Origin of the sequence: Cohnella panacarvi Gsoil 349 (assembly GCF_000515335.1) — a bacterium.
Taxonomy (GTDB): domain Bacteria; phylum Bacillota; class Bacilli; order Paenibacillales; family Paenibacillaceae; genus Cohnella; species Cohnella panacarvi.
On the sequence record NZ_KI911563.1, the window covers coordinates 1,834,586 to 1,860,886 of the forward strand.

Genomic DNA, 26,301 nt, shown 5'->3' on the forward strand with positions numbered 1-26,301 from the left:
GTACAGGTGTCAGTACCTTCATTATACTCGGGTTCGTTATTTAATTTCGGATTTTTTTCCTACTTCACGTCTGTGAGACCTTCCCGGGTAAGAGCAATCACTTGGATTATAAAGAAATGAAAAAACCGACTCTCCAGTTTATAGTAAGAGAATCGGTTAAGCTTAATTTAGATCTATATTTAATAGTGTCTTTTCTGCACGAATAGATCGGCATTTTATCTTCCATTCCTCACGCGATTTACCCACTTTTTCAAGTAGCTCTTTACCTCGTCATCATATATGAATTAACAATTTCCCTTTCTCCTCATCGCCTCTTTCAGGTTAACTAGCGACCTCTCTGCAATTGGAATATGAACCTTACTTTGAACCGAATGCAATCTCAGTACTCGAAATTCAGGATCGAATAGCCAAGCCTTTTTTAGATTTATGATGGTTCCACGATCCACACGTAGAAAACCTTCAGCTTCAAGTAAGGAAGCCCATTCACCAATCCTTCGAATCAACGAAAATACCCCAAACTCTGTATAGAATAGAATTTCTCCGCTCGAATTAATTTGTACATAATCCGTTTCCTCTGAAACTTGAAGCCATTGAATATGTCCAAGTGTATCTTTAACGAGAATTCGCATGTTCATGCTCCTATTGGGAGGCTTATTCGTCTAAAGAAATGTATTCAGCCGGACCGCCGTGAATCTTCGTCATGTTCCGCGGAATCAATCTCATATTCTTACTTATTTTGGGGCACAATAGTACTCTTAAAACTACTTAAAATAGTAGTCTTAAAACTCATTAAAGTCAATATGTAACTCCCACATAATAATAACTAAATACCCAATTCCAACGAAAGGGAATTGCTATGAGTGATTATGATAAGAAAGCCGTTGGGGAACGTATTCGGACAAGACGTAAGGCATTGAACATCTCCCAAGAAGAGTTTGCAGAAAGAATCGGCCGAGTACCCAAGTTTTGCGCCGATATTGAACGTGGACAAACTGGCATGTCCATTGAGACCATGCTGAGTATCTGTTCTTTATTAAAGATGTCTCCAAATCATCTTTTATTGGGCACCTCGGACCAAACCAAGCCCCATGATGAAACAGAGCTGATCATCGCAGCCCTAGAACAATGTACTGAGAAACAACGCAAGGATGCATATGCCCTGTTGAAGTTATTCCTTACTGCGATTCAATAGTGGCACATTTTCCAACCGCATTTATCATTTCTCTACAAGCAAATTTGAACATTCTTAAATACTGATGATTGAGTATGGTACTGGAATATAAAAAAGAATACAAAATTAATAGATACAACCAGTAGAAATTCATAAAATCAACAAGTCCTTTCGGTGTAATCCACTGAAAGGATCTTTTATTAATTGCCGTTCCACGCGCCTTAACCCACTGCGAACATACTTCGTTTTCCATCACCCCGGCATTCAGGTAGCCTCGGATGAGTATAAGCACATGCTTGTCATGCACCTTTCGCGCTACCCTTGCCATGAGCATGTCGTGGTTCACCCGGTCAAAAATTTCTCCAAGTCCATGTAACTTTTGGCTTCTTTCACCGCATCGTGCGCTCGCTTACCTGGCCGGAAGCCGTGTCTATGAAAAAAAGATTCTGCGTCAAGTCGGGTTCATCACTTGCAGTGGATAACAATACTACCATCTAGATTCTCGCCATCCCGGATCACGTTTGCGCCAAGCGCTTCAAATATGCCCCTAAGCGGAACTAAGGTGCTTCCATTCGCAACGACGAGCGGTTGTGAATAAGACTGCTTGATGCCATCGATGAAGATCGTAACATCCCCCGATGATGCCGAAAAGACACTCGGCTTTGATTTAACTACCGGAAACCCGCTTTCTGCGTACACCACGTTTCCCACCCCCTGTGAAGATTAACGAACCTGCTAATGCGGTTGTAATAACCTTTCTGTGAATCTGTCCTATACCCATACGAAAAGCCTCCCTATGTGCTAAAAATATGTAGATATTGGTATCAATTGTACAATGGGTATTATACTTCGCCAAGTATAATACGAGGATTATTTTCACCAATTGTCTAGGATGAAGGAAGCACAGGAAGGAGCGTGTTTCCCATCAAAAAACTGAGTGAAGCAAGAAACGATAAAGGCCTGACCCAAGAGCAGGTTTGCCGCGCCATTAATATCTCGCTGAAGCATTACCAATATATTGAGCAAGGCATTATATCTCCAACCGTCAACATTGCGCTGCATATCTGCGAGCTATTGGATGTTGATCCTCGTGAGATCGAAGAGTGGAAAGATCGGCGGAAGCCTGAATAAATTTGGAGATGATCCGGCCAATACCGAACAGTAAAGAAACGTATCATGAACGATGCGCTTCTTTACTGTTCGCGGTGGCTTCATATCAGTCGGAATCAATCCGGCATATGATTCAGTAAGTGCTTCCAGATGGACAAACCATCCTTAATCCCTGAATAGTAAAACCACTCTTTCTCGATTGTTGCGCGATAGTTCATGATTTCCACCCACTCTAAAATCAGTTGGAAATCCGCAACCGTCAATTCTCGCTTCAAATGCTCTTCAACTTCCTTTTGTCTTTGGCGAAGAGTTCCGGTCTCCGATAAGTTCGCGGCATCTATCGTTCGCTCGATAAAATGTCCGTCGAACGCAATATGCATCCATGCCGGATAAGGCATTTTCTACACGGTAATCCCTCCCCAGTAAGCGTTTGCTGCATGTTACCTTGAGCGCGTTCTTTGTGCAAGTAGGAAAACGGGAGGATATAGGTAAGCCAGCGCCTTAGAATTCTGCTGAGAATTTAACTGCCGACCAAGCTTTAAGCATAGGGACAAGTTATCACATGCGGCGAAAGTTCCGCCCGCACCCCGATTTTCGTGAACGGGATACGGGCGGGGAAGAAAAGCTTAAAATTAAACGTGCAGGACATAGTCGCGCCAAAAACCGCATTACAGACATAACGTTACCCAGTGATTTTGATAATCAACCGTACTGCGTATGATCAACCCATCAGCGACATTTGGACAGAAAAAAGAGCAGACAAGCCGAAAGGAGCGAATCCACATCCGCACACATTCAGTTTGCTGCCCGATTCCGGCAATTATTGATACTTGGTCATAAGCCGCTGGAAGTGAACCCATTTATAATGCAGAGTCGAGTTACCGTTGCTTGTATCGATCATTCCGTCCAACGATATCAGGAATCGCCCTGCCGATGAGATCACCTCTCCAAGTTCATACCCGACCTCGACGTTGCCAAAGAGCCGCCAAAAATCGGTGACAAGTATGGCGTCGAATTTCTCCCGCCGGATATCTGCTATGAGCTTACTTAGGCCCGGACGAACACGGTATGGTGCTGTAGCTGGACAGGTGTCGACATATACATCAGCAATGGTACCCCAGCACTTTACTCCGCCCGCAACGCCTGAAGCTGCGCCAGAAACGAATCAGCTTGCTCTTCACCATGCCTGTCTTCTTGCACATACAGCGCCACCCTATACGATGCCGGGAGTTTCATGATCATGCGAACATCACCTTCCATGAGTAGTGTTGCCGGTACGAACCTCTGCTGACCTGCAATTGAACATAAATCCTACTCACGGCATCGCAACCGCAAAGAGTCAGAGAAATCCGGAACAACAAAAAAAGCTTAAGCCATCCGACGGCTCAAGCTTGCCATCCAATATTAGATTTTTGCATCTTTTCGCCATTGTGCGATTAAGTCTTCCCGCATCAATTTTAAACTCACGTCAGCTTTCGGACTTAATGCCTCAGACAAATAACAATGAATTGCTTTGGTTGTCATCAATAAATCCATGAACACTATGAACGTGTTGTGGCCGCCCATCTAAATATTTAAGGAAATGTGTTGCAATCGACTTGGCAAGGATTGGCGGCACCGCATTACCCACTTGTTGGTACTGAGCATCTTTAGTTCCGCAGAAAACAAAACTATCAGGAAAAGTCTGCAAACGCGCAGCCTCGCGAATGCTAAGCGCACGGTCATGAATCGGGTGAATCCACATTGATTTTCTAACATTTACTACTGTTCCCGAAGGCTCATCATAGTTCAAGCGCAAATAAATTGTATTCTGTGTTCTTTCGGAATCCGAGTAGGTCGTTTTAAGCTCTGGCTTTAGACTGTGGAAGTTCTGCCCCTGTTTGATTGCCTTAAATCGCTCAAGCGCACGTTCGGTTGTTGCAGTAGATACATGATTATATAATGTAGTTGAATCATGCAACGACAACCCCAACTCAGAAATCCCATCCGGGGCAGTTTTAATTGGAACCCCAATGTTACCTTCCTCTATTCTTGTCGTTGGTTCAACTGCTTCCAAATCCCCAATAGCATCATGAACAGTTTTAAAGTTTTCCTCTTTTATAGTTCCCACAGGCAAATCGATGCGATCTGCAATGTGCTTTTTAATGCCCATAACAACATATCGCATTCGTTTTTGAGGTGCACCAAAGGTTGCTGCCGACAAAACACCTTTGCTGATCGTATATCCGTTACAATCCGCTTCCAATATTGACGTAATGTAGTCCAAGACGGACATAGATTTTACATGGGCAACCAAATCACCTTCACCAGAAAACCGTTCAACAACAATTCTATTATTTTTGATTTCCAGTGCTTTAGAAAGCATACGTTGTAGAAGAATTGATGGTCTAATTGCTTCACAAAGCCCATTGATTTCATCATAATTAAAAAAACGTTCTAAGGCATCACCGGCTTGCCGTCCTTGTTGTATTATATAGTTTTCGCCTTCAAGATCGAGCAGTTCTTTAGCAAGTGCCGTTAGTTTACGCCGATGTTTATTTAACGCAGCCCTGAGTTTTTCCATGTTCCCACGATTCTTGAAAACTACATTCAGAACAAGATAACTTTCGTCTTCCCATAAATAACGGGAAATCACATTTGCATCCGAAATAATCTCTGTTACACCATTGAATACAAATTCCACTTCAAGAAGATGAATTTGTGAATCTGTCGTAGGAATTCCATATTGGTCAATGTCACTCATATCCTCATCAGAAACGAAAAACCGATGAACTTCTGATTGAAGCATACTGACGTTTTCCATTAAAAACGCCTTAGGATTTAAATGAAGAACAGCCTTCACAAACTTCTTTACAAGAGAGTTGTTAAGGCTTATTGCGTGGTTTTTCTGGCGGTTGGCATTGGAAAAACCTTGGCACGGAGGGCCGCCGATGACAATATCCACCTGTCCCAACTTTTTCTTTGCTTCTTCTGATAACGCATCCTCGACGTCACTGTACATACAGCTTTTTTCAATTCCATGGTTGCGAAGATATGTCTGCTGAGCAAATTGATTCATTTCAAAAGCAGCTTTCACCATGAACCGTCCGGTTTGAAGGAATCCAAAACTAAGCCCACCTGCGCCAGCAAACAAGTCAACGATACTATACTTGATATTTGTCTGCTCGCTCATAGCTTGAATCCCTCCTCTTGAACTCGTTCCAACACTTCAAGAAGCTTCTTACTTTGTGCTGGAGTAGGTATTTTTAGTGGTATCTGGCAAGCAATTCTTAGTGCGGTACTTTCATCGGGTGTAATCATGCGCCTACTCATCGCAAACTTCATGACCACATTCCATTGATCCGGAGTTATCTCTGTGCAGACTTTTGTCTGCATTTCGACTCCTGACATCATTCGCTGATCGGATTTTGCCTCGCGTTCAGCTGTTTTCTTTTCCTTTTTGTCGATGAGGCAGATATTGATCTCGGAGGGCAGATCGAAATAAATGGTACTCACGCTTCTCCAACATTCTTCACGTTTGCACCACTGAGTTACGTTTTCCACTTTGCGACTCTGGTCGGTTAATTTGTTATAAACTAATTCAGAGAGGGATGTTAGCGCCAAAGCAACTGGAGGTGGAACAGATTGCCGTACCCACATGCTTGCCAAGTCTAAGTCCATACCGATATATTGTGCCGCTATTAGTTTATGTATTAGAGCGATAGTATAAGTTACAATGTTAGCACGATAACTTTGGGTGTACCACGGTTGAAGTGATACCATCTTTTCAGTATACCTAAATAAGAGCATTAGAGCAACGCTCTCTTGCCAGTATCTCTCATTGAAAACCAGTCCATTATCCGTCTCGGCCCATTCTTTATCAGTAGCTTCAGCGAAAGCAGCAAAGTTCGTTTGAGCCCCTCGACTCACGATATGAGGCAAGCATTTCCAAGAATTTCGGACTTTCGCAAGGTCAGTTTTTGTGATAAGTTGACTTTTGGGATTTTGTAATAAGAATTTTTTCTTTTCACTCGGGGTCAAGCGCATTTGCTTTTGCAAATACTGTCCACGCGCTCTTTCATAGAACCACTTTGTATCAAACTGTGAGCCGCTTGTTGCACGTGCATAGAGTCTTTGCGAGAATTGCTCCATACGAACATGGAATGGGTGCGTGGAGAAGAAGTCGGCATCACTTACTTTGTTCTGACTATTAGAAGAACGCGAAATATTCTGCATTAATTCTGTTGCTTCGTCGGCAAGAGAACGTTCAATAACTGTAAGTTTCATTTGGACAAAAATAGAACTGAGGTCTGCTTTGTCTTTATGGCGAGCACTAGAAAGCGAAGCTGTTGTTTGACCGCCGTTAATAATCTGAAAATCAGTTGCACCTACGAGGAAGATACCATGTGAAGTGACTTCAGTTTTTATACTCATTGCCGTTGCAGCTATTCCATTATTATAAGCAAAGAAACGCTCTGGGCATTGCAGAATAGTCGTTCTTATTTTCTTATTCACAGCAACTTTCGTAGATAAAAACGAACGGACATTCCCTTCAAGCAGTGAACTGCCATAGCGATCATAGATATTAGCGAGAAGAACGCCTGGAATAATGCACAGATAACTTTTGAAGTCATCTGTCGTGGTGTCACTGGCTTCGATGCAAGGGATACCTTTTGCAGTATACTCCTCGAAGTCAATTTCTATAATTGAACGCCCAACATCCGAACCACAGACCTTGAAAAGCCGCTCTATATCCCATATTTGACACTCAGCAGGTACTCCGTCGATCTCTGTTATATCCAGCGTTTTAATTACAGAACTCATGCTTGAAGTTGTGAATATTAGAAGCTGATATTTTCTTGTAATTGTTCTTTTTTCGCGCAACAAGTCCACCAAGTCTGAGCAGGCTCTGCTCATTTCAATTTCTCTGTGGAGTGAGCTGTTTAATGATTGATCAACAAAATATACGAGACGCTCTTGTAACTGTGTTGCTTGTGTACGTGTGATAACATTTTCGCTATCTGAAGAATCGAAGTCAGCTATCACTAGTGTCATTGTCTTATCAAATTCATCAAATGCATATCCATCAACACGGAGTTTCCGATTACGTTTACCTGTTCCTTCAAAATATGAAGCAGTGAAATCTAGTAAGACTTCTGCGCCTTGTAAATATTCTGAGAAACTACTGACAAAAGAGGCACAAGAACCCTCGCCAGTAGCCGCGGCTTCGGCTCTGACGTTTTCCATAAAATCTTTTCTGAATTCTTGTGCATCCATCCATGTCATCCTTTCTGCCATTCCTGTAATGATGGGAGGTTTAACTCGTAATGCAAAGAAACTATCTGGGCAGGGACAGTTTTTTTCGTAATTCGAGGAAATGTTACATTAACTGAGTAACATTGCGTACCAGAGTAGTAATATTTCTGTTCAGAATAGGCTTGGAGGTCAATGTAGCCATACGCAGCAAGTTTTGAGCGAAATATATCTAAAACATCAGAGTTACCAGAGAGCTGATCGCAGATTTGTTTAACAATATCATTCAACGAAAATGCGCCATTTTTTTCGGGAGCAGTTTTGTCAATACGCATAATCACAAGTTCGCCATAATCGTTACAATCCAGCTGTTCAAGTGATGAAATGGTAACGCTTGTTGCAGAGGCACCAACACTTTTTACTTCAAACCAGCTATCGGCATATGCGAAATCTTGGTCTGCACCATCCGCTCCTATCCACCCTTGCACAGTAGTAAGTGCTGAGTCCGAAGCATCAAGTCTGTCGGATAAAAATATTAATTCGCCGATCAATCCCTTTCGGCTATGCTCATCCATTAGACCGCTTTTCTGGGATTCAAGCAGCCGACTCCATTGCTTATAGCGACTTATCACAAGTGTCAGAGCTTCTTTCTTATTGGAAGCCGATTGCGAATGAGCAACAATATCACTACATAGGATTGCGAACACACTTTCTTGCTCATCACGAAGCAATTCGAAGGAAAGTGTCCACCAATTATCTGATTCTCTGCGGCGGCGACTAACCGCCATGGACTTTGAAGATATAACATCTCCGATTTCAATGTCGCTGACTAAGAGTAAGGTTTTCTGACTTATTGACTGAAACCCAATGTGCCATTCCAATGGATGTTTTATATCCACCTGTAAAAAGCCACCATCGCGATATTTAATACTATCCCATTGCCTTTGGAGGGATTCTGGTGTTATTGTCATTCGTCATTCTCCTCCTCTGTGTTATAGTAACTACGGAGTTCAACCAGATTCACCATATAGTATACTATTTTTTCTTCGCCATTATCTGGAATCCCGATGCCCAAGGCAAAGAGGTAGTCTGGCACATTCACCCCTGCATCAATCTGGCTACGAAGATTGCCTTTGTCATCTGTCCCAACTTTGTCGACAGCAACAATATGTAACACTAAAATCGGCGGGCGATCTATCTCAAGGTATGCCTTATCGGGAATATGCTTAGCACCACTTGAATTCTTGGCAACAAATTTAGCGTGCGCCGCCCTACGTTGCTCTTCGGATAGTCCTATTTTAGCAGCTCCTCCAGCACCGACACGGACTTTTGTGCCGCTTATGCTTATTTGTCCACTCGTGGCTTTGACAGCACGTTTTTCTGTATTGATTTGCAGCACTTCATCGCCGCAAATCAATCCATCGAATATATCCCCTTCGCCTTCTGCTATGAAAACATCCCAAAAGCCCATATTCTCATTGTCCCTGATGAAGTCAGCTAGTGCCGCGCCTTGAAAATCCAAATGCCAAAGATGTGTCCTAAAATCACGGAGAAGCTGCTCAATCTCATTCTTAGTGATACCCGACCAAAAATAACGCGAATCACCTCTAAATACACGTTGCCCAATCGTAGGCAATTTGTTTACAAACTCTTTGAAGGTCTCTTCGTTAGATTTCAAAATACTAGCATCAGTTCTTAACCGAGGCGTTTCAAGCAGACGCCCTGAAACGGTAATTGGACGACTCACGTGGGTTGCCAACCGCATCTTGTTTCTTGCCGTTACAATCAAAGATGCGGGATCTTGCCGGACTTTAAGACCAAAGTCCATTGGTGTTAAATTGTCATGCTTCATTCGAGCAATTTCGAGTTTTAGTTCCTCGGCAGCTGCCGTAATATATCCGTACCAATCTATTGCTTCAACGCTAATCCAAATTTTGAACAAGTCTCCATAATCGGGACGGTAACCAAACCATCGTCCCATTTGCAAAAGCGTATCATACATCAAAGATTTGCGGTAAAAATAGCTGACACACAAACCCTCGAGAGTCAGCCCCCTAGAGAGGCTGTTACCGCCGACTGCAATCACTCGTAGACCATCATCTTTGTGGTTAAAATAATCCAGACTGGTGGCTCCACTTTTTTGGTTAACGGCACGGACATCTATAGGAGCCACAGCTTTAAAAAGATATTTTGTAAGGAATTGATGCCATGTCATCGGATTAGCGGGTTCTCCCGTTTTTTCGCTAAGAGAATGTCTCTCCCACACAGCCTTAAGATAAGCGATGCCGGGGATTTGGCTACTTTCGGACTCGGAAAGCGTTGCATAGCATTGTAGGTCAGAACGCATTTGGATAACCCATTCGTTTGCTAGGTCGCGGATTTGATTTTGCACATCCGTGAAACGGCTTACATGAATCATCATAGAACGGTGTTCTTTATGATGTCCACGAACATCACGGATTCCGTTAACAAGCAAAAAATACGCCATCGCCTCTTTCATGCTTGGCGGCAATTCAGTGACGGCCAAATATTTGTTATGGTCGAACGAAAAAAACGCATCCATCTCATCCTGATAGAGTGGTTCAAGGACATTTGAATATTTTTTGGTTTTCTCTTCATCGTCGCCAAAAATATTTTCTGCTCCAATGTAGTTGGTCGGCGGAGAGAGTAAGTAAATAAAATCTCTTGGAAAGAGATCTTGGCCTTGCATGTCTGTTTCTGTATCTGGGTTAATAAAGATGTTTGCATATGGTGTAGCCGTAATTCCAAGATAGGATGCTTGATGAAAAAGTTTCAGCAAACGACGTACAGCATCATTGATTGCAGTTGGATCTTTCTCCTCATCATTAGTGTTAACCGAAGCATTATCAGCCTCATCATCAATCACTAACATAGGCAAATTTATAACACCATTTTCATCTACATTATTTGTTTTCAACCAGCTGATAAGATTGTTTAGGATGCTCTTGTTTTTCTTTATAACAAATACAACTGTTGTATTCACGCTGTGAAGCGATAAATTCAAGGCTTTCAGAATATTTTTATCAAAATCCTTTATTACGGAAGTAAATGACTCGATACGGTTATCCTGACCATATTTACCAACACCAACAGGTACATTCTCGATTACACGTTTCGGATCGAGAAGATACTCACTCTTTCTACCAGAAAATTCCGCATCAAGCCTTCCTTGAGTTTGCTGACGCAGATTTTCCTGCATACCAGCAAGGACAATAATTACTCGATAACCTGTGTCAGCAGCCTTGTTACAAATGGCAGTGTAGTTGGCTGTTTTTCCAGATTGCACATCGCCTAAAACTAGACCACGTCTCTGAAAAGCAACACTACTTTCTGGATCGCCAAGCAAATCAACAATTTCATCCGAAACACGATCTAGGTTACCAGTAACACGAGGATTCCAATGTTTTATCTCCTCAAGATACTTCTTGTATCTTTTCCAAAAAAAGAAATCCTTCTTGGCACGTCGAGCAGGTAGCCACGATTGATGTGGTTGCTTGTCCTTAATTACAATTCCTATTTCCATTTTAACAACAATGTTTGCTCTGAGTTTACGCTTAATGTTTGAAAAATCTTCATCCGTGACAGGAAACATCGGCTGGAGCAAATTTCTTATTTCAGTCGCCTTTCTTTCAAACTCCTCATCAGTAGGGCGTACCTCTGAAAATTCTGTGTTCATCATTGAAGATATCATGCCTTCTAATTGCTCTACATTAGTTGCCATGTGAGACACCTCCTGTTTTGTATCGTTCAATAATTTTTGGGTAATCGATAAATGGATCGGATACCGAAAGCCGCTCCAGTAATTCCATTCGCATTACGGCGGTTGGCATTTGATCTAGCAGTAACTTTAGAGTTGCTTCAACATCATGTGTAGTAGTTTCTGTGTCATTTTCGATTGGCTTATCCGAGTTCAAATCTATATATAGCTGATTTAAAGGGAGTTGCGATTCAATCGCCTTTAACAATGTTTCAAGGTTTCGACGAACCTGTGGTGGTGCGTCTAAGAACATTTCAACCATTGGATGGTCTCGATTGATGTTATAATAAAAACCGCCTTGTTTACCTTTAAATCTTTGCCAGACATGAACGACAGAATCGTTTGTTTCTTTTTTACCACGGAAAGTCCAAGTTTGTTTGCTTCGCTCAGCTAAACGCTCGACAATCGATTCCAAGTTAATACGCACAACTTCTGGTGGAACGGCCGTGGATTTCTTAATATCTAACGTCCAAAGACCATCAAGTTCATTAGGAATATCCACTTGAATGCGAGCCAGCTTTGAAAGTTCCCCTTGGCGCATCATGCGAAACCAAGTGCCCCCTAAAAGCAGCCGCTTATTACGATATATATAGAAACCTTGACTTTTACGTAGCCCCTCTTTTCCGCCGAGAGCATTTATTTCATCAGAGGATAGAGCTGATACATGCGGAAGTATGAAAGGGCGAACAACAACCTTTGCGTCCTCAATATATAACACTTCATCTGCCATAACTTGCGAATTTCGCTTCGTAAGAAAAGGATCAGCCGGTTCGACAAGAAGAGCATTCATATTTATGCGTAATTTCTTTAGCCCCGCTTCACCGCTTATGTAACGGTGAAAAACCAATGATAGATGATCTCGTACATCAGACATCTTTTTGCTCATTGAGCGATCAAAGTTGACTTCGCCTACTTTTAACCTATCAAGATTTTGCCAAACAACGAGTGTGCCAGACTGAAGTTTATTTAATTCCTCAATGCGCGGAACATTGGACATTTCTTCTTCTGTTTCAAGCACCAATAAAGACCATTCTTCTGTTTCTGTAACATAGTCGATATCCCAACGGCATGCCTCAACTCGGTTGTCCTGTTTGCTAACCACAGTTAAAGTACGACATTGCGAAAGAGATGCTGTTTTTAAACCCAGTCCAAACCGTCCCAAGTCATTTGCATCGCGGTTATCATTAGGGTTTTGGCTCCCATACCTCATCGCGGTCTCAAGCTGTGTCGAGTTCATGCCATTTCCGTTGTCTAATATTGCTATGTAAGAGTCATATATAGGAAAGAAAAAGATATCAACACATGATGCCAATGCCGTTATACTATTGTCGATGATATCGGCGACTGCTGCTTCTAATGTATACCCGATGGCACGGGTCGATTCTATAAGCGTCGGTGCGTGCGGTGGCAACGAGACTGTTTTCATATATTGACTCCATTTTTTGTATTTCAAAGAATAATCAGTCGATGCGATTATGAGTTTTTTGCATTTCAAAGAATCATTTATTGGAATATACTTCTATACGCTGATCGGGAAGTCCTTTATTTCGACGACATTCTCTGATTCCAGCATAGTATTTGTTGACGCTTGTGCTCGAACGAAACGATATTAGATAGCATTTTAGAAGGGGAGAACTCGCAAGTCCTGCATAATTGACTTACGAGCATCCCGAGAATACTCATTGATCTGATTACATGCTTTAATTAATTCAAAAGTCTACCAACTAGTCCTTGCTTATCACGAATCAAACAGATCCCGATACACCATCTGCCCCCGACTTGAGGAAGCATCTATGACTTTGCCATTCCCCGCCATCATGAGTGGACTGAATAGAAAGTTATAAATACAAATAAAAAAACGGCATCTCTGCCGTTTTCTCGATAATTTTCTATGGAGAATAGGGGGATCGAACCCCTGACCTCATCGCTGAAATGATGCGCTCTCCCAACTAAGCTAAGTAACTAAAAACTTTATCAACAACTCCATTTAAGCGATACTGCCACATCTCAGCCATTACGAACCATCAATATTACGCACTCCACATGCCCCGTATGCGGGAACATATCCACCGGCTGAACTTCCACCGTCCGATACCCGCCATCCTCGAGCAACCGTAGATCCCGCGCCAGCGTGGACGGATCGCAAGACACGTATACGATCCGCTCCGGCCGGAGCTCCAGCATCGTTCGAATCAGCGCCGGATCGCAGCCTTTGCGAGGCGGATCGACGACGATGACGTCTGGCGACACGCCGGCCGATTGCCACTTCGGCATCACGACTTCGGCGGCGCCGACTTCGAATTCGGCGTTGCGGATATCGTTGAGCAGCGCGTTGCGGCGCGCGTCCTCGATCGCTTCGGGGACGATCTCGACGCCGTACACGCGGCGCGCATACCGCGCCAAGAACAACGTAATCGTGCCGATGCCGCAGTACGCGTCGACCACCGTCTCATCGCCGCTAAGCGCCGCATAGCCGACAGCGGCTCGATACAGCTTCTCCGTCTGCTCCGGGTTCACTTGGAAGAACGAGCGCGGTGAGATCGCGAAACGAATGCCGCCGATCTCGTCGTAGATAACGTCCTCGCCCCACAGCGTACGGGTCACGTCGCCCATGACGACAGGCGTGGAGGCGGTGTTGACGTTCTGGCAGACGCTGACTAAACCCGGCACTTGCTCGCGGATCAGACCGATCCACACGTCGACGTGCGGGATGTCTAGGCCGTTCGTGACGAGGACGACCATGCGTTGGCCCGTTGCCCGTGCATGGCGTACGACTACATGACGGAGCAGGCCGCGGCCAGTCGCACGATTGTACGCGGATATCCCCAGCTCTCGAGCGGTCGCCTTCACCGCGCGTACGAGAGACTCGTTCTCTTCTTGCGTAATCAGACAGGCATCCATATCCACGACGGCATTGCTGCCTTGCTCATAGAAGCCGCCGATCAGGCCCGCTTCGCCGTAGCCGATCGGAACCTGCGCCTTGTTGCGATAACGCCAAGGCTCGTCCATACCGATGACCGGATGCACGAGCACGCCCTCGCCGCCGGCTTCGGCCACCTTCAGCTTCCCGATCCGCTCCAAGCTGCTGACCACGTGCTGCCGCTTCCAGCGAAGCTGCGCCGCATAATCGAGATGCTGTAGCTGGCAGCCGCCGCACGCATCATAGATGGCGCATGGCGGCTGAGTCCGATCCTTGCTCGCCTTCTCCAGCCTCGCCAATCGGGCTCGCCCGAACGATTTCCCCACGTTAACCACTTCCGCCAGCACCCGCTCCTCGGGAAGCGCGCCACGAACAAAAAGGGTATAGCCCTCGTAGCGGCCTACCCCTTCTCCGTCATGCGTTAATCCGATGATATCGCACTGCACCTGCTGGCCGACCGTAACCGGTACTCCCGCAAGCGCAGCCGCAGCACCCGGCGACGGTCTCCCGCGCCCCTTAGACAATCCTTTCCGTCCGCTCATAGCATTAGCGCCCGGTTCGGGCCGCCGTTCTTGCGATAGGACGATTCGCCCTTCTCATCGACGATGACGCGGATATGCCCTGGCAACAGATCGAAAACGCAAGGAAGCGTTCCCCCGAACTCGCCGTCCAAGTTCAACTGCACGCGCGAATCCGATTCGACTTGAATCCGGTTGCTCCGGAAGTGCACGAAGCCAGACTCTTCGAGCACGGGCTCGCCGCGCATGACCAACGTCGCCAAGCGGAAAAATTCGGTTAAACTGCATTTGCGCAGCGCGATGAAATCGAACAAGCCGTCGCTCGTGCTCGCGTCCGGCAGCAGCCGATCGAAGCCCGCGACCGAATTGCTGTTCGCGATCAGGAACAGCATGAACTCCTCCTCGAATTCCCCGACGCCGTCGGCGGAAATCTTGAGAGGCGTCGGATGAAGCCGGGCGACCTTCTCGATTCCCTTCATATAATAAGCCAACTGGCCAACCATCGTCTTCAGCTTGCTTGGCACTTCGTAAGTCAATTCCGTCAGCGATCCTCCGCCGGCGATATTAATGAAATATCTGCCGTTCGCTCGCCCGACGTCCACCGGGGACGAATATTGCTGCGTGATCAAGTCGACGGCGCCTTCCCAATGCCGCGGAATTCCGTGCGCTCTCGCGAAATCGTTCGTCGTCCCGAGCGGCAGCAAGCCGAGCGCGGGTCTGTATTCTTGACCCGAGAGCCCGTGCACGACCTCGTTCAGAGTCCCGTCCCCACCGGCAGAGATCACGATATCGAAGCCCCGTTCCGCCGCTTCGGCGGCCGCGTTCGTCGCGTCGCCTTTGCATTCCGTCGCGTGGCAAGACGTCTCGATGCCGCCCTTCTCCAAGCGTTGCAGAATCGCCGGGAGCTTGCGTCTGATCTCTTCCCTGCCGGAAGTCGGATTATAAATTAATCGTGCCCTTGCGTTAGCCAATCCAGATCCCCTCTTCTTACCTTCATTCGCTTACCTTAAGCAGCCATTCCTTCGCCTTGCGAACGATCCAATCCGCAACCCGCGGATGCGGCATATAGGCATAACCCGAGTAGCGGCATTCGAGTCCGTCCAACTCTCGCGGGATGACAAGAGAGGTAAAATACCCTTCGCTCAGGAACAATGGGGCAACCAAGATCGCCCCCCCTGGGTTCCGCTCGCGCAGTTCGGCATACCGATCCGCGACCTCATCCAACTGCAGCAACGCGCCGGAGTAGCCTCGGTACCCGCCTCTAGATACTAGACGCTCGCCGATCGACGCCATCCCCTGCTGCCAAGCTTCCTTAAAACCGGACTCCTTGCTCCCATGGCCGATCAGCAACACGCTCTCGCGATCGGCAACCTTCGAGATTTCCCGCAATCGCTCGAGCAGCACGTCGACGACTTCCGGATCGTCGTCCATCGGCTTTCCGTAATCCAATGGTACCCGAACGTTCGCTCGCGGCAGATCCGTCTCCAGCTTAGGCTCCGAATAGGCTCCAAGCGCCCAGCCGATCTCGTCCACATGCGTGCTGCCGGACGATACGAACAACGGCAAAGAGAAAATTCGATCAACGCCTTGAGCTTCTAGCCTATCCACGCCGTCTTGGATAAGACGTCCTTCCACCAATTCGAGGAATGCCGCCTCGACGAGCATATCGCCGCCGACAGCGGATCGAACCGCCGCGACCGTATCGTCTACGAGCGACACCCAGCCCGCTTCTCGCGATCCATGACTAACGATCAGTAAACCCGATTGCATGTCCGCGCGCGCCTCCAGTCTACTCCAACCGTACTTTCATTCTCATTTATGCTATCGAATCGTTAACGGGATGTCAACGCCGCTAACGCCTTTATCACTAAGTGTTTCCAATATTTTCACAAGTAAGAAAACCGCCAAGCGCTATCGCTTGGCGGTTTTCTTCATAGACGGAATCGATTATTTCGAAGCAAGGAATTCATCAAGTTGTTTTTGTTTCTCGGCGATGATTTCTTTCAGGCCGTTGTCGTTCATTTTCTTGATGAAGTCGTCCGCTTTAGCAGGATCGATCGAGCCCGTATCCAGACCTGGATCGTATTCTTTGCGGATGTTGTTCAGGACGGAAGCTTGCGACGAAACCGACTCTGCATTGAACGTGAAGCCCAGTGCAGGGGAGTTCTTCGCGCCTTCGTTGAAGGCTTTGAATTGTTCCCATTTGTCCGGTGCTTCCGTATTCCATACGTAGTTCAGGAATTGGTTACCGAACATCCAGGAAGAACCGATCGCGTAGTTAGGCGTGTTGTCCGTAGGGGACATAACTTCGCCGCTAAGCGTATAGTGCTCACCTTCGATACCGAAGTTCAGCAAATTGTTCAGCGCTTTGTCCGTGTGCAGCAAGTTGATGAACATCATTGCGCGCTCCGGATTAGCGGAAGTCGTCGTAATTCCGAGCATCGAACCAGCCGTTTCGCCAGTGGATACCGTGCGCTCAGTCATATAGACTTGTTTGAGCTTGCCTTGCAGACCAGTAGCGTTCGCCACTTCTGCGTCTTTACCCGGTTTCAGGGAGAATACGCCCATGAACGTGTTGCCGGCTTTCAATGCGTCTTGCGGTTGAACTTGCGATGTCGCTGCATCTTCATTGATGTAGCCTTTTTGGAAGAAATCGCGAGTGACTGCAAGCGTTTCTTTGTAGACTGGGAAGTCATAACGAGCTTTTACCGCCGTTTCCGTACCGGTCTTCATGATAACGCCATCGATTTGGCCATCGCCCAAGTGGTCGTATTTCGCGAAGTAGTGAGAGTTGAAGTTTTCGCCGTCTCTCATGTGGATCGCCGTCAAGTCAGGTCTCTTTTCTTTCACGACTGCAAGGATTGGCTCAAGGTCTTTGATCGTCTTAGCGGCATCCAGTTGCGCCGTAAGGCCGAGTTCTTCGGCAATGTCGGAACGATAGATGATTCCGCCTTGTTCAGCAAGCTCTTTACTTGTAGGCACTGCATAGTTCAGGCCGCTGATTTTAGCGCCTTCGAGGTATGCAGGCGGCAAAGTTTCGAGGATGCCTTGGCCGTATTTCTCAAGCAGGTTGCCGTATTTGCCGTTCGGATCGTTGACTGCCAAGAACGCGCCTTTAGCTACGTTGTTAGCGTGTCCGTTCCATGCTGCCGTGAACAGAATGTCCATTGGCTCGCGTCCAGCGATGGCAAGGTTGATTTTGTTGTCCCATTGGCCCCAATCGATCAGGTTGAGGTCGATTTTGGCATTGATTTTGTCTTTCAGGTAAGCGTTGATTGCTTCTTCGACTTTCTTCTCGTCCTTAGGAGACGTACCAGGGAACGTCAGGGACAGCGTTACTTCTTTCAAATCCGCAGCAGCCGGAGCAGATGGAGCGTCCGAGCTTGCAGCTTGGGACTCAGCCGGTTTAGACGAAGCCGGAGCTTCGCTGCTCGCCGCGTTGTTGTTGTTATTGTTGCCGCACGCCGCGAGAACAACTGCAAGCGTCAAGATGACTGCTAACAGCATTACATTACTCTTTCTAAGCATTCGGTAGTGCCTCCCTTTTCTTAAGTGAAATATATATGCTCAACCGGCCGGTAACCGGTAGAAGCCTTGCGGATGAGGTGCTTCAAGAGCTTTCCAGTAGACATTAGCCTTTGACGGCGCCTACGGTCAAGCCTGTGATGAAGAACCGTTGGAAGAACGGATAAGCGAAAATGATCGGACCCACGCCGACGATCGCCATGGCCATACGCGCGGTTTCGCCTGGCATCTGGAACTTCGGATTCGCTGCCATAAGCGCGGAGTAGACGTTCGAGTTGGCCGTGAGCGCTTGTATGTTCAATAGCGCCTCGAGCATGCGGAACGTAATCGTCCTTGGCCCGTCTTGCGTGATGAACAGCAGGCTGAGGAACCAATCGTTCCAATAGTTCAGCGTACAGAGCAAACCGACCGAAGCCAGTACGGGAAGCGAAAGCGGAAGGACGATGCCGAAAAAGGTTCTCATCTCTCCGGCTCCGTCGATCTTAGCCGACTCTAGCAATTCCGTCGGGATGGAGTTGGAGAAGAACGTTCGGATCAGCAGTACGAAAAATCCCTGTACGAACATCGGCACCATCAGGACGTAAATCTCGTTTCTCCAGCCGAGAATTTGCGCGTACATCAAGTAGAAGGGAACCAATCCGCCTCCGAACAAGACGGTAAAGAACATAATGAACGAGAAGATATTGCGATGCTTGAAGTCCCGCCGCGAGATCGGATAAGCGTACAGCGCCATTACGGTAAGCGCGGTAATCGTTCCGACGACCGTTACGAATATGGAGATGCCGTAAGACTCAACGATCGGCGTCCAGTCCTTGACTAGAAACTTATAAGCTTCAAGGCTGAACTGCTCCGGCCAGAACTTATAGCCATTGACTCGAATATTCTGCTCATCCGAGAACGAAACGGAGATAAGCAATAGGACCGGAATAATACACATCGCGGTATAGAACCAAAAGAACGTGTTAATGATGAAATTCGACTTATTGGATATCGCAAGTACGTCTCTCTCTTTTTTCTTAGTTGCGATTGCAGACATAGGGGGGTTCCTCCTTCTTGTTTAGAACAGGGCGTCGTCTTTGCTGATCCGTCGCACGACAAAGTTGGACAAGAGTACGAGTACGAAGCCAACGACTGCCTGGTAGAAGCCTGCGGCGGATGACAACCCGATATTGCCCGACACGAGGAATCCCTGATAAACGTAAGTATCGATAACTTGCGTTGTTTCGTAGATTGATCCAGAGTTTCTCGTAATATTGTAGAATAATCCGAAATCCGAGAAGAAAATTCTTCCGATTTGAAGCATGGTCATAACGATGATAACCGGACGAATCAGCGGAAGCGTAATGCTCCACACTTGTCTCGATCTGGAAGCGCCGTCAATCGTAGCGGCCTCATAGTATTCCTTATCGATACCGATGATAGCAGCCAGGTAGATGACCGCGTAATAGGCGATGCCTTTCCAAGTGTTAATGAGCGGAAGAATCAGCGGCCACCACTTCGTATCCTGATAGAAAGTGATCGTCTCGATTCCGAAGGCCGGGAAGATCGTTTTGTTCAGTACGCCAAGCGGGCTCAAGAAGCCGTATACGAGGTAAGCCAGGATAACCCAGGATAAGAAGAACGGCAGGAACATGACCGTCTGATGGATCTTCGCCTGGAACTTGCTTCTCATCAAGTTCAGCATGAGCGCGAAACCGACGCCGATAATTAGATTGAGCACGATGAACACGACGTTATAGCCGACCGTATTGCGGGTAATCCGCCAAGCGTCGCTCGTTTTGAATAACGGATCGAAGTTCTTCATTCCTACCCATTCGCCGTTCATGAAGTTTTCGAAGAAGCTGCGGGATTCATAGGTAATATGCTTGAATGCAATCAGGGTACCGAGCATCGGCAGGTAGTTGTTGATAAGCAGGATGATTAGCGCGGGGGCCATCATCAAATAGAAAACGCCGTATTTCTGCCAGTAGCCTTGATTAAGCGCCTTCTCTTTTTTTACTTTGACGTGCGGTTGCGTTGCGGCAGTCGAAGCTTGCTCCATCTCAATCACTATCCTTTAACTAGTTGTCTCGTCTGTAATACCATTCTAATGGCAAACCGCGTTTCTCTTCTAGCTACTGAAGTGACCGACATAGCACTATTGTGACTTTTGAACAATAACAAAACCGCCAGGGAAACGAATATTCCCTGACGGTCTAAGCCGCGGCTACGGCATCGCCTGATGTCTTTTACGAAACTCCTGCGGGGTCAGCCCCGTCGTCTTCTTGAACAGCTTCGCGAAATAGGAAAAGTGCATGTAGCCTAACCCCTCGGCGATGTTGCTGATCTTGTCGTTCGTCTCGACAAGCTGCTTCTTGACTCTTTCGATCTTCAATTGGATGATATAGTCGGATAACGAAACCCCTGTTTCCTTGCGGAAAAGACGCGACAAGTACGCCGGGTTCCGGTAGACGGCGCTGGCGATATCGTCCCGGCTGAGCTCCTTGTTCAGATTTTCTTGGATGAACGTCTGGATCTTGCCGATGACCGCGGAAGCATCCCGTCCTCCTACGAGCCCCTGCCCGGCCTTCGACAGCAGCTTCAAAGCCCAAGCCTGCATAAGCGCAGGCGAGCGCGCCGTCTGGCCTTCGTGGATTTCCTGCGCCGTGACCGCTTCATAGATCGACATCCCTTTACGGCTCGCCGTCTGGAACAGCATATGAACGAAGCCGTAATAGAACAGCTCGAGCGTCTCGCGGCTGAACGACTCCGCTTGGAACCTTCCCATCGTCTCTTCGATCGATTTGGTCAGTTCCTCGAGCTGCCCGCTCTCGAGCATCAGCGCCCAATCGTTGAAGGAAGGAACGAGCTGGCCGGGCGCGCCGGCGGAGTCTCCGATTCCCGCTTCGCTCCCTTCGAAGACGGTCTGAGGCTGAGACGTATTTGATCTCTCCAGTTGCGAAAGCCGCTCGAGCGCTTCCGGCAGCTCGGCAATGCGAGCCGACTCGCCGATGTAACAGGATACTCTGCAATGGAAGTAGTCGTTGCAAGCTCTTACATATTGCCAACAGCGTTGCTTCAGCTCTTCCCGGTCGCAAGTCTTTCCATAGAGCAGCGCGATATTCAGCTCGTTGCGGTCTTTCATGATCGCGCCGGGCTGCTCGCCGAGTATAATCTCCATCGCAGCTTTGCGCACTGCGTATTCCATAATGCTCTCGTCCCGAGCGTCCATCTCGAGATCCCATGCCTCGATACTGAGAAGCACCGGCAGCACGCGTCCGTCCGCATCGAGCGGAATATCGTATAGCTGCAGCTCTCGGCTCAGCCTATCGGGCGCGGAAGACGCTTTACCGCTCAATACTTCGCCCCAGAATCGCTCGACGAGAATCGGCAACTGGTTCGTCCATTGGCGGCGATACAGCTCCAGCGTGTCCTCGAACGCCTCCTGCTCGCGTCTGCGCTCGAGCTCGTCCACGGCTCTGCGGACGATGTCCTTCAGCACGTCGTGATCGACCGGCTTGAGCACGTAATCGAAGCAGCCGTAATGCAGCGCCTCCTTCGCATACTCGAACCGGGCATGTCCCGTCAGGAATATCGTCAGGGCGGAAGACGCTTGACTCTTTATATACTTGAGCAGTTCGATTCCGTTAGCGCCGGGCATCTCGATATCCGAAATGACCAAATCGACCTTGGTCTCCTGCAAATGCCGTTTCGCCTGTTCGACGTTCTCCGCCTCCAGAATCTTGCCGATCGGAAGGTCGTCCCATTCGATCCCCTGCGTAATCCCCTTCAAAGCGTATATCTCATCGTCAACTACCAACATCGTAAGTATAGGAGCCGCCCCCTAAGGAAGTTTTTGATTTCTCCGCTTCTCCGTCTACGCCTATCTTGGCCGAGATGCCGATCGGCAGCCTGATCTCGACGACCGCGCCGCCCAGATCGCTATTCCGGAACGCGATTCCGCCCTCGTCCTCGTAGAGCATTTTGAACCGTCTTAATATATTCCATATGCCCAGATGCTGTTCGCCGGTTCCCGTCATATACACGTTGCTCTCCAAGTCTCTGAGCATCTCCTGCGGAAATCCCGAACCGTTGTCTGTGACGACGATGCGTACGAAACGCTCCGGTTCAATCGGGTCTTCCTCCGAAAAGATGCGAATACGGAATACGGAGCCGTCCTGAACTCTCGTGTTAAACCCGTGGATAATCGAGTTCTCCACGAACGGCTGTATCATGAGCGGCGAAATATCGATACGTAGATGCCTCGGGTCCACGTCGATATCGTAGTCGAGCTTCGACAAGTATCTCAGCTTATGAATTTCCAGATAGTTCTTCACGTGGCCGATTTCGTCCTCCAGCTTCACGACCGTACGGTGGCTGTGCATCAGGAACCGGAAGTAATCCGCCAGATACAGCGACAGCTTTTGCACCGATTTGAAGTCCTTCAGCGCCGCCAAATTATAGATAATGTTAAGGCAGTTCATATAGAAGTGCGGATTGATCTGAATTTGCAAATGCTTGTACTCGGCGCGTTGCACGCGCAGTTGTTCCTCGTAAATATCGATCTTCAGCCTCTCGATCTGCTCGGCCATCTGGTTGAACGTCCCGGACATGAAGGCGAATTCGCTGCTCTGGTCGGTAGGCAAGCGCACCTCCAGCCGTCCTTGGCCGATCTTGCGCATCCCGCGTATTAAGTCGACGAGAGGCTTGAACATAATGCGCTGCAGGAAGAACAAATAAAGCGACAATAATATCGCTACGAGCAGCGGAATCCAGAGGTACAGAATTTTTTGAAAGAAGGGCAGATTGCGCAGGATATACGACTCCGGCATGACGATAACGGAAGAGAAATCCGTATAGCTCGAACGCGCGGACATGACGAGGTAAGACTTGCCGGCTGTTCGGATAACGTCGTAAGTATCTTTCATTCCGCTTACTTGCGCGCGGAATTGCTCGTCTTCCAACAGCGCGAAGTTCTTATCGTTGATAGCCTCTCCTGCCGAATTAATGAGGAATACGCTCCCCTCAGGTCCGACTTCGAAGCTTTCCATGCCTCGCATGATGCTCTCGGCGCGTACGAGCAACCCGGCGTACACTTCGGAGCCCATATCGACGACCTTCTGCAAATAATCGATATCTTCGATCTTGATCGATTTCCATTCCGCGGAGAAATGGAGGGGATCGTCCTGCCTCAAATTCTGTTGCATCCAATCCTTCATGGCTTTCTGCTTTATGCTAGAATCGCCGCTGTATTGGGTATACATGAATATTTCGTCCTCTTTGCGAGGATAGATGAACAGCGTATCGATGCTATTGTTCATGCCTGCGGAGCTGCCCAGAAAGTTGTTCGCCAGTCTGATTTTGGAGAGCGTATATTCATCGTCATCGGCTCGCAAGTTCTTAATATTCGCGATGTTCGGATCGCTCTGCTTCAAACGCAACAAGTAGTAGACGAACTCCAGAAGCACTTTGTCGTTCTCCCGAACGTTGACGCTTAACAGCTTGTTATAGTTAGAGGCGACTTGGTTACGCACGACGTTCATGGCGTATAAGTTGTTATAAATGATGAATGCGACCATCGGCACGATAATGAGCAGGAAGCCGAAGACGATCTTGAATCTAACCGATTGCCAGTACTTCATGCCGCGCTCCTCCATAACGACAATGATGATGCAACTAGCATACCCTACCATTTCCATAACCGGCAATATGCAAAAAACGTCGCCTGCCCCCGTACATGGGAACAAGCGACGCTTCGGCCGTCTTGTCTCGATTATTCTTTCGTCGCGCCATCTTCGGCTTTGCCGTCGTTGCCGAATCGGCCGAGCCGCTCCAGCGTCATCTTGTACCCGTCGTTGCCGTAGTTCAAACAGCGCTTCACGCGCGAGATCGTCGCCGTGCTCGCGCCGGTCTCCGACTCGATCTGGTTATACGTGTGGCCTTTGCCTAGCATGCGCGCAACCTCTAATCGTTGGGACAAAGACTGGATTTCGTTAACCGTGCACAGATCGTCGAAGAACACATAAGCTTCTTCTACGTCCTTCAAAGTCAGAATCGCCTCGAATAATTGGTCGATCGATTTATCGTTCAGCTTCTTAAGTTGCATGAATACGAGCAGCTCCTTCCAATCGCGAACCCGTGCTGCCGACGGAGATTGCTCCCGGCAGTCCCCGTTCGCGCCGCTATGCTTTCATTGTACTTCGAAGCCTCGTATTGTTCAAGCATCACCGCATTACAGAAGTAAAATGTCGGGCCGGGAGGGCATTCGTCCATGCCGAATTAGACGTTCGCACATACGAATAACAGAGAGAAAGACTGATAAAGGGTGTGACTTCATGAACGAACAGCATTCTGCCTCTTACCGCAATTGGACGTCGGGCCAAGATGCTTATCCGGGACTCGGTCAACCGTTCGCGGGTCCTCCTGCCCCGCCCCCGGCCGCGGCGAATCCGACGGTGCTGCCCGCGCAAGCTTCGTCTTCGCCGATCAAACTCCCGTTCAATATAAGCATGGCGAACATCAACGAAATCAAGGCGATGATCGACCGGATGGGCGGGATCGAAGGCGTGCTGAACACGATGGGCAAAGTCCAGAAATTCATGTCTACCGTGCAGCAGGTCGCTCCGCTGGTGAAGCTGTTCATGGGCAAGGGCAAGAACAAGTCGGATTCCTCCGGCGGCGGCGACTACGCTCGCCCGCGCCGCAGGCGCAGATCGGACCGCAGGCGTCCCGTAAGCCGCAAGCGCCCGCGCGCCAGAAGGCGTTAGCCGCCCCCCGGCTAACGCCGGAGCTGTATCAGCTCCAACCCGCCAAACAACAACCATTTGCAGTTATATATGGCATCCGGATGCGATTGACGGCGAATACCAACCATTCGCAGTTATTTGAATCAAATACGGTTGTTTTTCTGTACATGACATCGATCAACTGCGGATAGGCGTTATTTCAACGCTAATATTCAATCCGAGTGTGTTTAACTGCAAATGGCTGTTATTAACCAACCAATCGCCGCCTAACACTTCGGTTTACCGTGGCCAGACATGAAAATGGCGGCTACAGGATGATCTGCGCCGCCTACAAGTGTCAGGTCTCGTATTCCAAGAACGGGTCGGGAACGTCGATGCGATGCGCTTCCGCGTCGCTGACCCCGGTATACAAAGTCGCCCTGCCGTTCGGATGGCGGACAAGCCCGCCGCTGAACAGAACATCGGTTAAGTCCGGACGCTTGGCCGGGCCGTCCGGGAACATCTCTCTCGTCGCGATCAACTTGACCGGCGTCGTCCGATGGACCGCGGCATCGTATGCGAAAACCATCGGATAATAATGCCGGATGTTGTTCTCTTCCATGCGGGCGATATGCCCCAGCACGCCGATCGTACCGTTCCGAAGCAGGAAAGCCTCGTTCGCTCCGCCCCATTCGTCCGGCAGGAACTGGTTGCGGATCAATCTAGCGGAGCCGATGACTTCCTCCGTCAGCTCGTTCAGGCCTCCGATCTCCGTGTATCCGATCAAGGCCCGCGCCCCGTCGACCATCATCGGACGGGTGAATACGCCGATTCGGCCGTTATTCAGCCCGACTAGCCGAATATCCTTCATCGTGAGCGGACCTTGGGCGAACGGCTTCAGTAGCGCCAGAGATTGCCCGCGATAGAATACGGTTCGCCACGACGTGACGTAATGCTTATCCTCTCCGTCGAAGTACACTTCAACGCCGCCGAACACGAGTTCGTCGCCAATAGAAGTAAAGAACGGATCTTGGAGGGCGAATACGGGAGCGCCGTCTCTGGGCACCCATTGTCCGCCTCGCTTCGCGAAGAACATCACTTCGGACTTTTCCTTGTCGCGATCCTCGACGCGTCCGGCTATCACGAGCTCGCCGTTATCCTCGAACGGGGCGGTAATGTTGTACACGTCCCGATCGCCGACGCCGGCGAACGCCAGCTTCTCGCCGCGCGTCGATCGATCGCCCGACGCCAGGAATTCCTTCAATAGATCTTCGCACGACTTGGCCTGCTCCGCATACGCAATCATAGATGTCCTCCAGACGAAGCGCGTTCGCAAATCCTTT

At 48.3% G+C, this 26,301-nt stretch carries 22 protein-coding genes, 1 tRNA gene and 1 pseudogene; 3 read left to right on the plus strand and 21 right to left on the minus strand.

The window, feature by feature from the left end; all coding sequences use genetic code 11:
* Window positions 1-284 precede the first annotated feature (284 nt).
* Window positions 285-629 carry a LytTR family transcriptional regulator DNA-binding domain-containing protein gene (locus COHPA_RS0108845; protein ID WP_027085818.1) on the minus strand — a complete coding sequence of 115 codons (345 nt, stop codon included), beginning with the start codon at window positions 627-629 and terminating at the stop codon, window positions 285-287.
* A 227-nt stretch (window positions 630-856) separates the two neighbouring features.
* Here COHPA_RS0108845 and COHPA_RS0108850 point away from each other — a divergent pair, with 227 nt between their 5' ends.
* Window positions 857-1,192 (plus strand): helix-turn-helix domain-containing protein, encoded by a 336-nt coding sequence (locus COHPA_RS0108850; RefSeq protein ID WP_027085819.1) that lies wholly within the window; start codon window positions 857-859, stop codon window positions 1,190-1,192.
* A 229-nt stretch (window positions 1,193-1,421) separates the two neighbouring features.
* Here the strand turns inward: COHPA_RS0108850 and COHPA_RS26075 are convergent.
* Window positions 1,422-1,646 (minus strand): annotated as a pseudogene (locus COHPA_RS26075) (group II intron reverse transcriptase/maturase); the annotation flags it as partial.
* Window positions 1,637-1,882, minus strand: a complete 246-nt coding sequence (locus COHPA_RS26445) for a stalk domain-containing protein (protein ID WP_156926626.1) — start codon at window positions 1,880-1,882, stop codon at window positions 1,637-1,639. The gene COHPA_RS26445 and the pseudogene COHPA_RS26075, both read right to left, overlap by 10 nt.
* 204 nt (window positions 1,883-2,086) lie before the next feature.
* On the opposite strand from COHPA_RS26445, the gene COHPA_RS0108865 reads away from it, so the two are divergent.
* Window positions 2,087-2,302 carry a helix-turn-helix domain-containing protein gene (locus tag COHPA_RS0108865; protein WP_027085822.1) on the plus strand — a complete coding sequence of 72 codons (216 nt, stop codon included), beginning with the start codon at window positions 2,087-2,089 and terminating at the stop codon, window positions 2,300-2,302.
* Between the two features lie 95 nt (window positions 2,303-2,397).
* Here COHPA_RS0108865 and COHPA_RS23235 read toward each other — a convergent pair whose 3' ends face one another.
* From COHPA_RS23235 to COHPA_RS0108950, 17 genes are all read right to left on the minus strand, one after another.
* A complete protein-coding gene (locus COHPA_RS23235) occupies window positions 2,398-2,679 on the minus strand; it encodes a hypothetical protein (protein ID WP_027085823.1) in 282 nt (93 codons plus the stop codon).
* A gap of 422 nt (window positions 2,680-3,101) precedes the next feature.
* On the minus strand, window positions 3,102-3,392 hold the full coding sequence (locus COHPA_RS26450) for a recombinase family protein (protein WP_084760511.1): 291 nt from the start codon (window positions 3,390-3,392) through the stop codon (window positions 3,102-3,104).
* A 378-nt stretch (window positions 3,393-3,770) separates the two neighbouring features.
* On the minus strand, window positions 3,771-5,453 hold the full coding sequence (locus COHPA_RS0108880; RefSeq protein ID WP_027085824.1) for a DNA cytosine methyltransferase: 1,683 nt from the start codon (window positions 5,451-5,453) through the stop codon (window positions 3,771-3,773).
* Window positions 5,450-7,537: an AIPR family protein gene (locus COHPA_RS0108885; RefSeq protein WP_027085825.1), complete on the minus strand. Its 2,088-nt coding sequence runs from the start codon at window positions 7,535-7,537 to the stop codon at window positions 5,450-5,452. Before COHPA_RS0108885 ends, COHPA_RS0108880 begins: the two co-directional genes overlap by 4 nt.
* 5 nt (window positions 7,538-7,542) lie before the next feature.
* Window positions 7,543-8,484, minus strand: coding sequence for a PD-(D/E)XK motif protein (locus COHPA_RS0108890; RefSeq protein WP_027085826.1), 942 nt, complete (start codon window positions 8,482-8,484; stop codon window positions 7,543-7,545).
* Complete coding sequence (locus COHPA_RS0108895; protein WP_027085827.1) at window positions 8,481-11,255, minus strand: Z1 domain-containing protein; 2,775 nt, start codon at window positions 11,253-11,255, stop codon at window positions 8,481-8,483. The genes COHPA_RS0108890 and COHPA_RS0108895 overlap by 4 nt, the downstream gene beginning before the upstream one ends.
* Window positions 11,245-12,717, minus strand: a complete 1,473-nt coding sequence (locus COHPA_RS0108900; RefSeq protein WP_027085828.1) for an ATP-binding protein — start codon at window positions 12,715-12,717, stop codon at window positions 11,245-11,247. Before COHPA_RS0108900 ends, COHPA_RS0108895 begins: the two co-directional genes overlap by 11 nt.
* A 466-nt stretch (window positions 12,718-13,183) precedes the next feature.
* A tRNA-OTHER gene (locus tag COHPA_RS0108905) sits at window positions 13,184-13,249 on the minus strand.
* Window positions 13,250-13,298: 49 nt separating this feature from the next.
* On the minus strand, window positions 13,299-14,753 hold the full coding sequence (gene rlmD / locus COHPA_RS0108910; RefSeq protein WP_027085829.1) for a 23S rRNA (uracil(1939)-C(5))-methyltransferase RlmD: 1,455 nt from the start codon (window positions 14,751-14,753) through the stop codon (window positions 13,299-13,301).
* Window positions 14,750-15,700, minus strand: coding sequence for a diacylglycerol kinase (locus COHPA_RS0108915; protein WP_027085830.1), 951 nt, complete (start codon window positions 15,698-15,700; stop codon window positions 14,750-14,752). The genes rlmD and COHPA_RS0108915 overlap by 4 nt, the downstream gene beginning before the upstream one ends.
* A gap of 22 nt (window positions 15,701-15,722) precedes the next feature.
* Window positions 15,723-16,499: a sirohydrochlorin chelatase gene (locus COHPA_RS0108920; RefSeq protein ID WP_027085831.1), complete on the minus strand. Its 777-nt coding sequence runs from the start codon at window positions 16,497-16,499 to the stop codon at window positions 15,723-15,725.
* A gap of 177 nt (window positions 16,500-16,676) precedes the next feature.
* The gene (locus COHPA_RS0108925; RefSeq protein ID WP_035119406.1) at window positions 16,677-18,257 is read right to left on the minus strand and encodes an ABC transporter substrate-binding protein; all 1,581 of its coding nucleotides are present in this window, start codon (window positions 18,255-18,257) and stop codon (window positions 16,677-16,679) included.
* A gap of 103 nt (window positions 18,258-18,360) precedes the next feature.
* Window positions 18,361-19,290 (minus strand): carbohydrate ABC transporter permease, encoded by a 930-nt coding sequence (locus tag COHPA_RS0108930; protein WP_027085833.1) that lies wholly within the window; start codon window positions 19,288-19,290, stop codon window positions 18,361-18,363.
* A 21-nt stretch (window positions 19,291-19,311) separates the two neighbouring features.
* A complete protein-coding gene (locus tag COHPA_RS0108935; RefSeq protein ID WP_027085834.1) occupies window positions 19,312-20,295 on the minus strand; it encodes an ABC transporter permease in 984 nt (327 codons plus the stop codon).
* 165 nt (window positions 20,296-20,460) lie between these two features.
* Window positions 20,461-22,026: a helix-turn-helix domain-containing protein gene (locus COHPA_RS0108940; RefSeq protein WP_169733255.1), complete on the minus strand. Its 1,566-nt coding sequence runs from the start codon at window positions 22,024-22,026 to the stop codon at window positions 20,461-20,463.
* A gap of 16 nt (window positions 22,027-22,042) precedes the next feature.
* Complete coding sequence (locus tag COHPA_RS0108945) at window positions 22,043-23,875, minus strand: sensor histidine kinase (protein ID WP_027085836.1); 1,833 nt, start codon at window positions 23,873-23,875, stop codon at window positions 22,043-22,045.
* A gap of 131 nt (window positions 23,876-24,006) precedes the next feature.
* Entirely contained in the window at window positions 24,007-24,339 is a 333-nt protein-coding gene (locus tag COHPA_RS0108950) for a YerC/YecD family TrpR-related protein (RefSeq protein WP_027085837.1), read from the minus strand.
* A 229-nt stretch (window positions 24,340-24,568) separates the two neighbouring features.
* On the opposite strand from COHPA_RS0108950, the gene COHPA_RS24310 reads away from it, so the two are divergent.
* Window positions 24,569-25,000 (plus strand): hypothetical protein, encoded by a 432-nt coding sequence (locus tag COHPA_RS24310; protein WP_027085838.1) that lies wholly within the window; start codon window positions 24,569-24,571, stop codon window positions 24,998-25,000.
* A 316-nt stretch (window positions 25,001-25,316) separates the two neighbouring features.
* Here the strand turns inward: COHPA_RS24310 and COHPA_RS0108960 are convergent, their stop codons facing one another.
* Window positions 25,317-26,264, minus strand: coding sequence for a DUF1861 family protein (locus COHPA_RS0108960; RefSeq protein WP_027085839.1), 948 nt, complete (start codon window positions 26,262-26,264; stop codon window positions 25,317-25,319).
* Window positions 26,265-26,301: the final 37 nt, after the last annotated feature.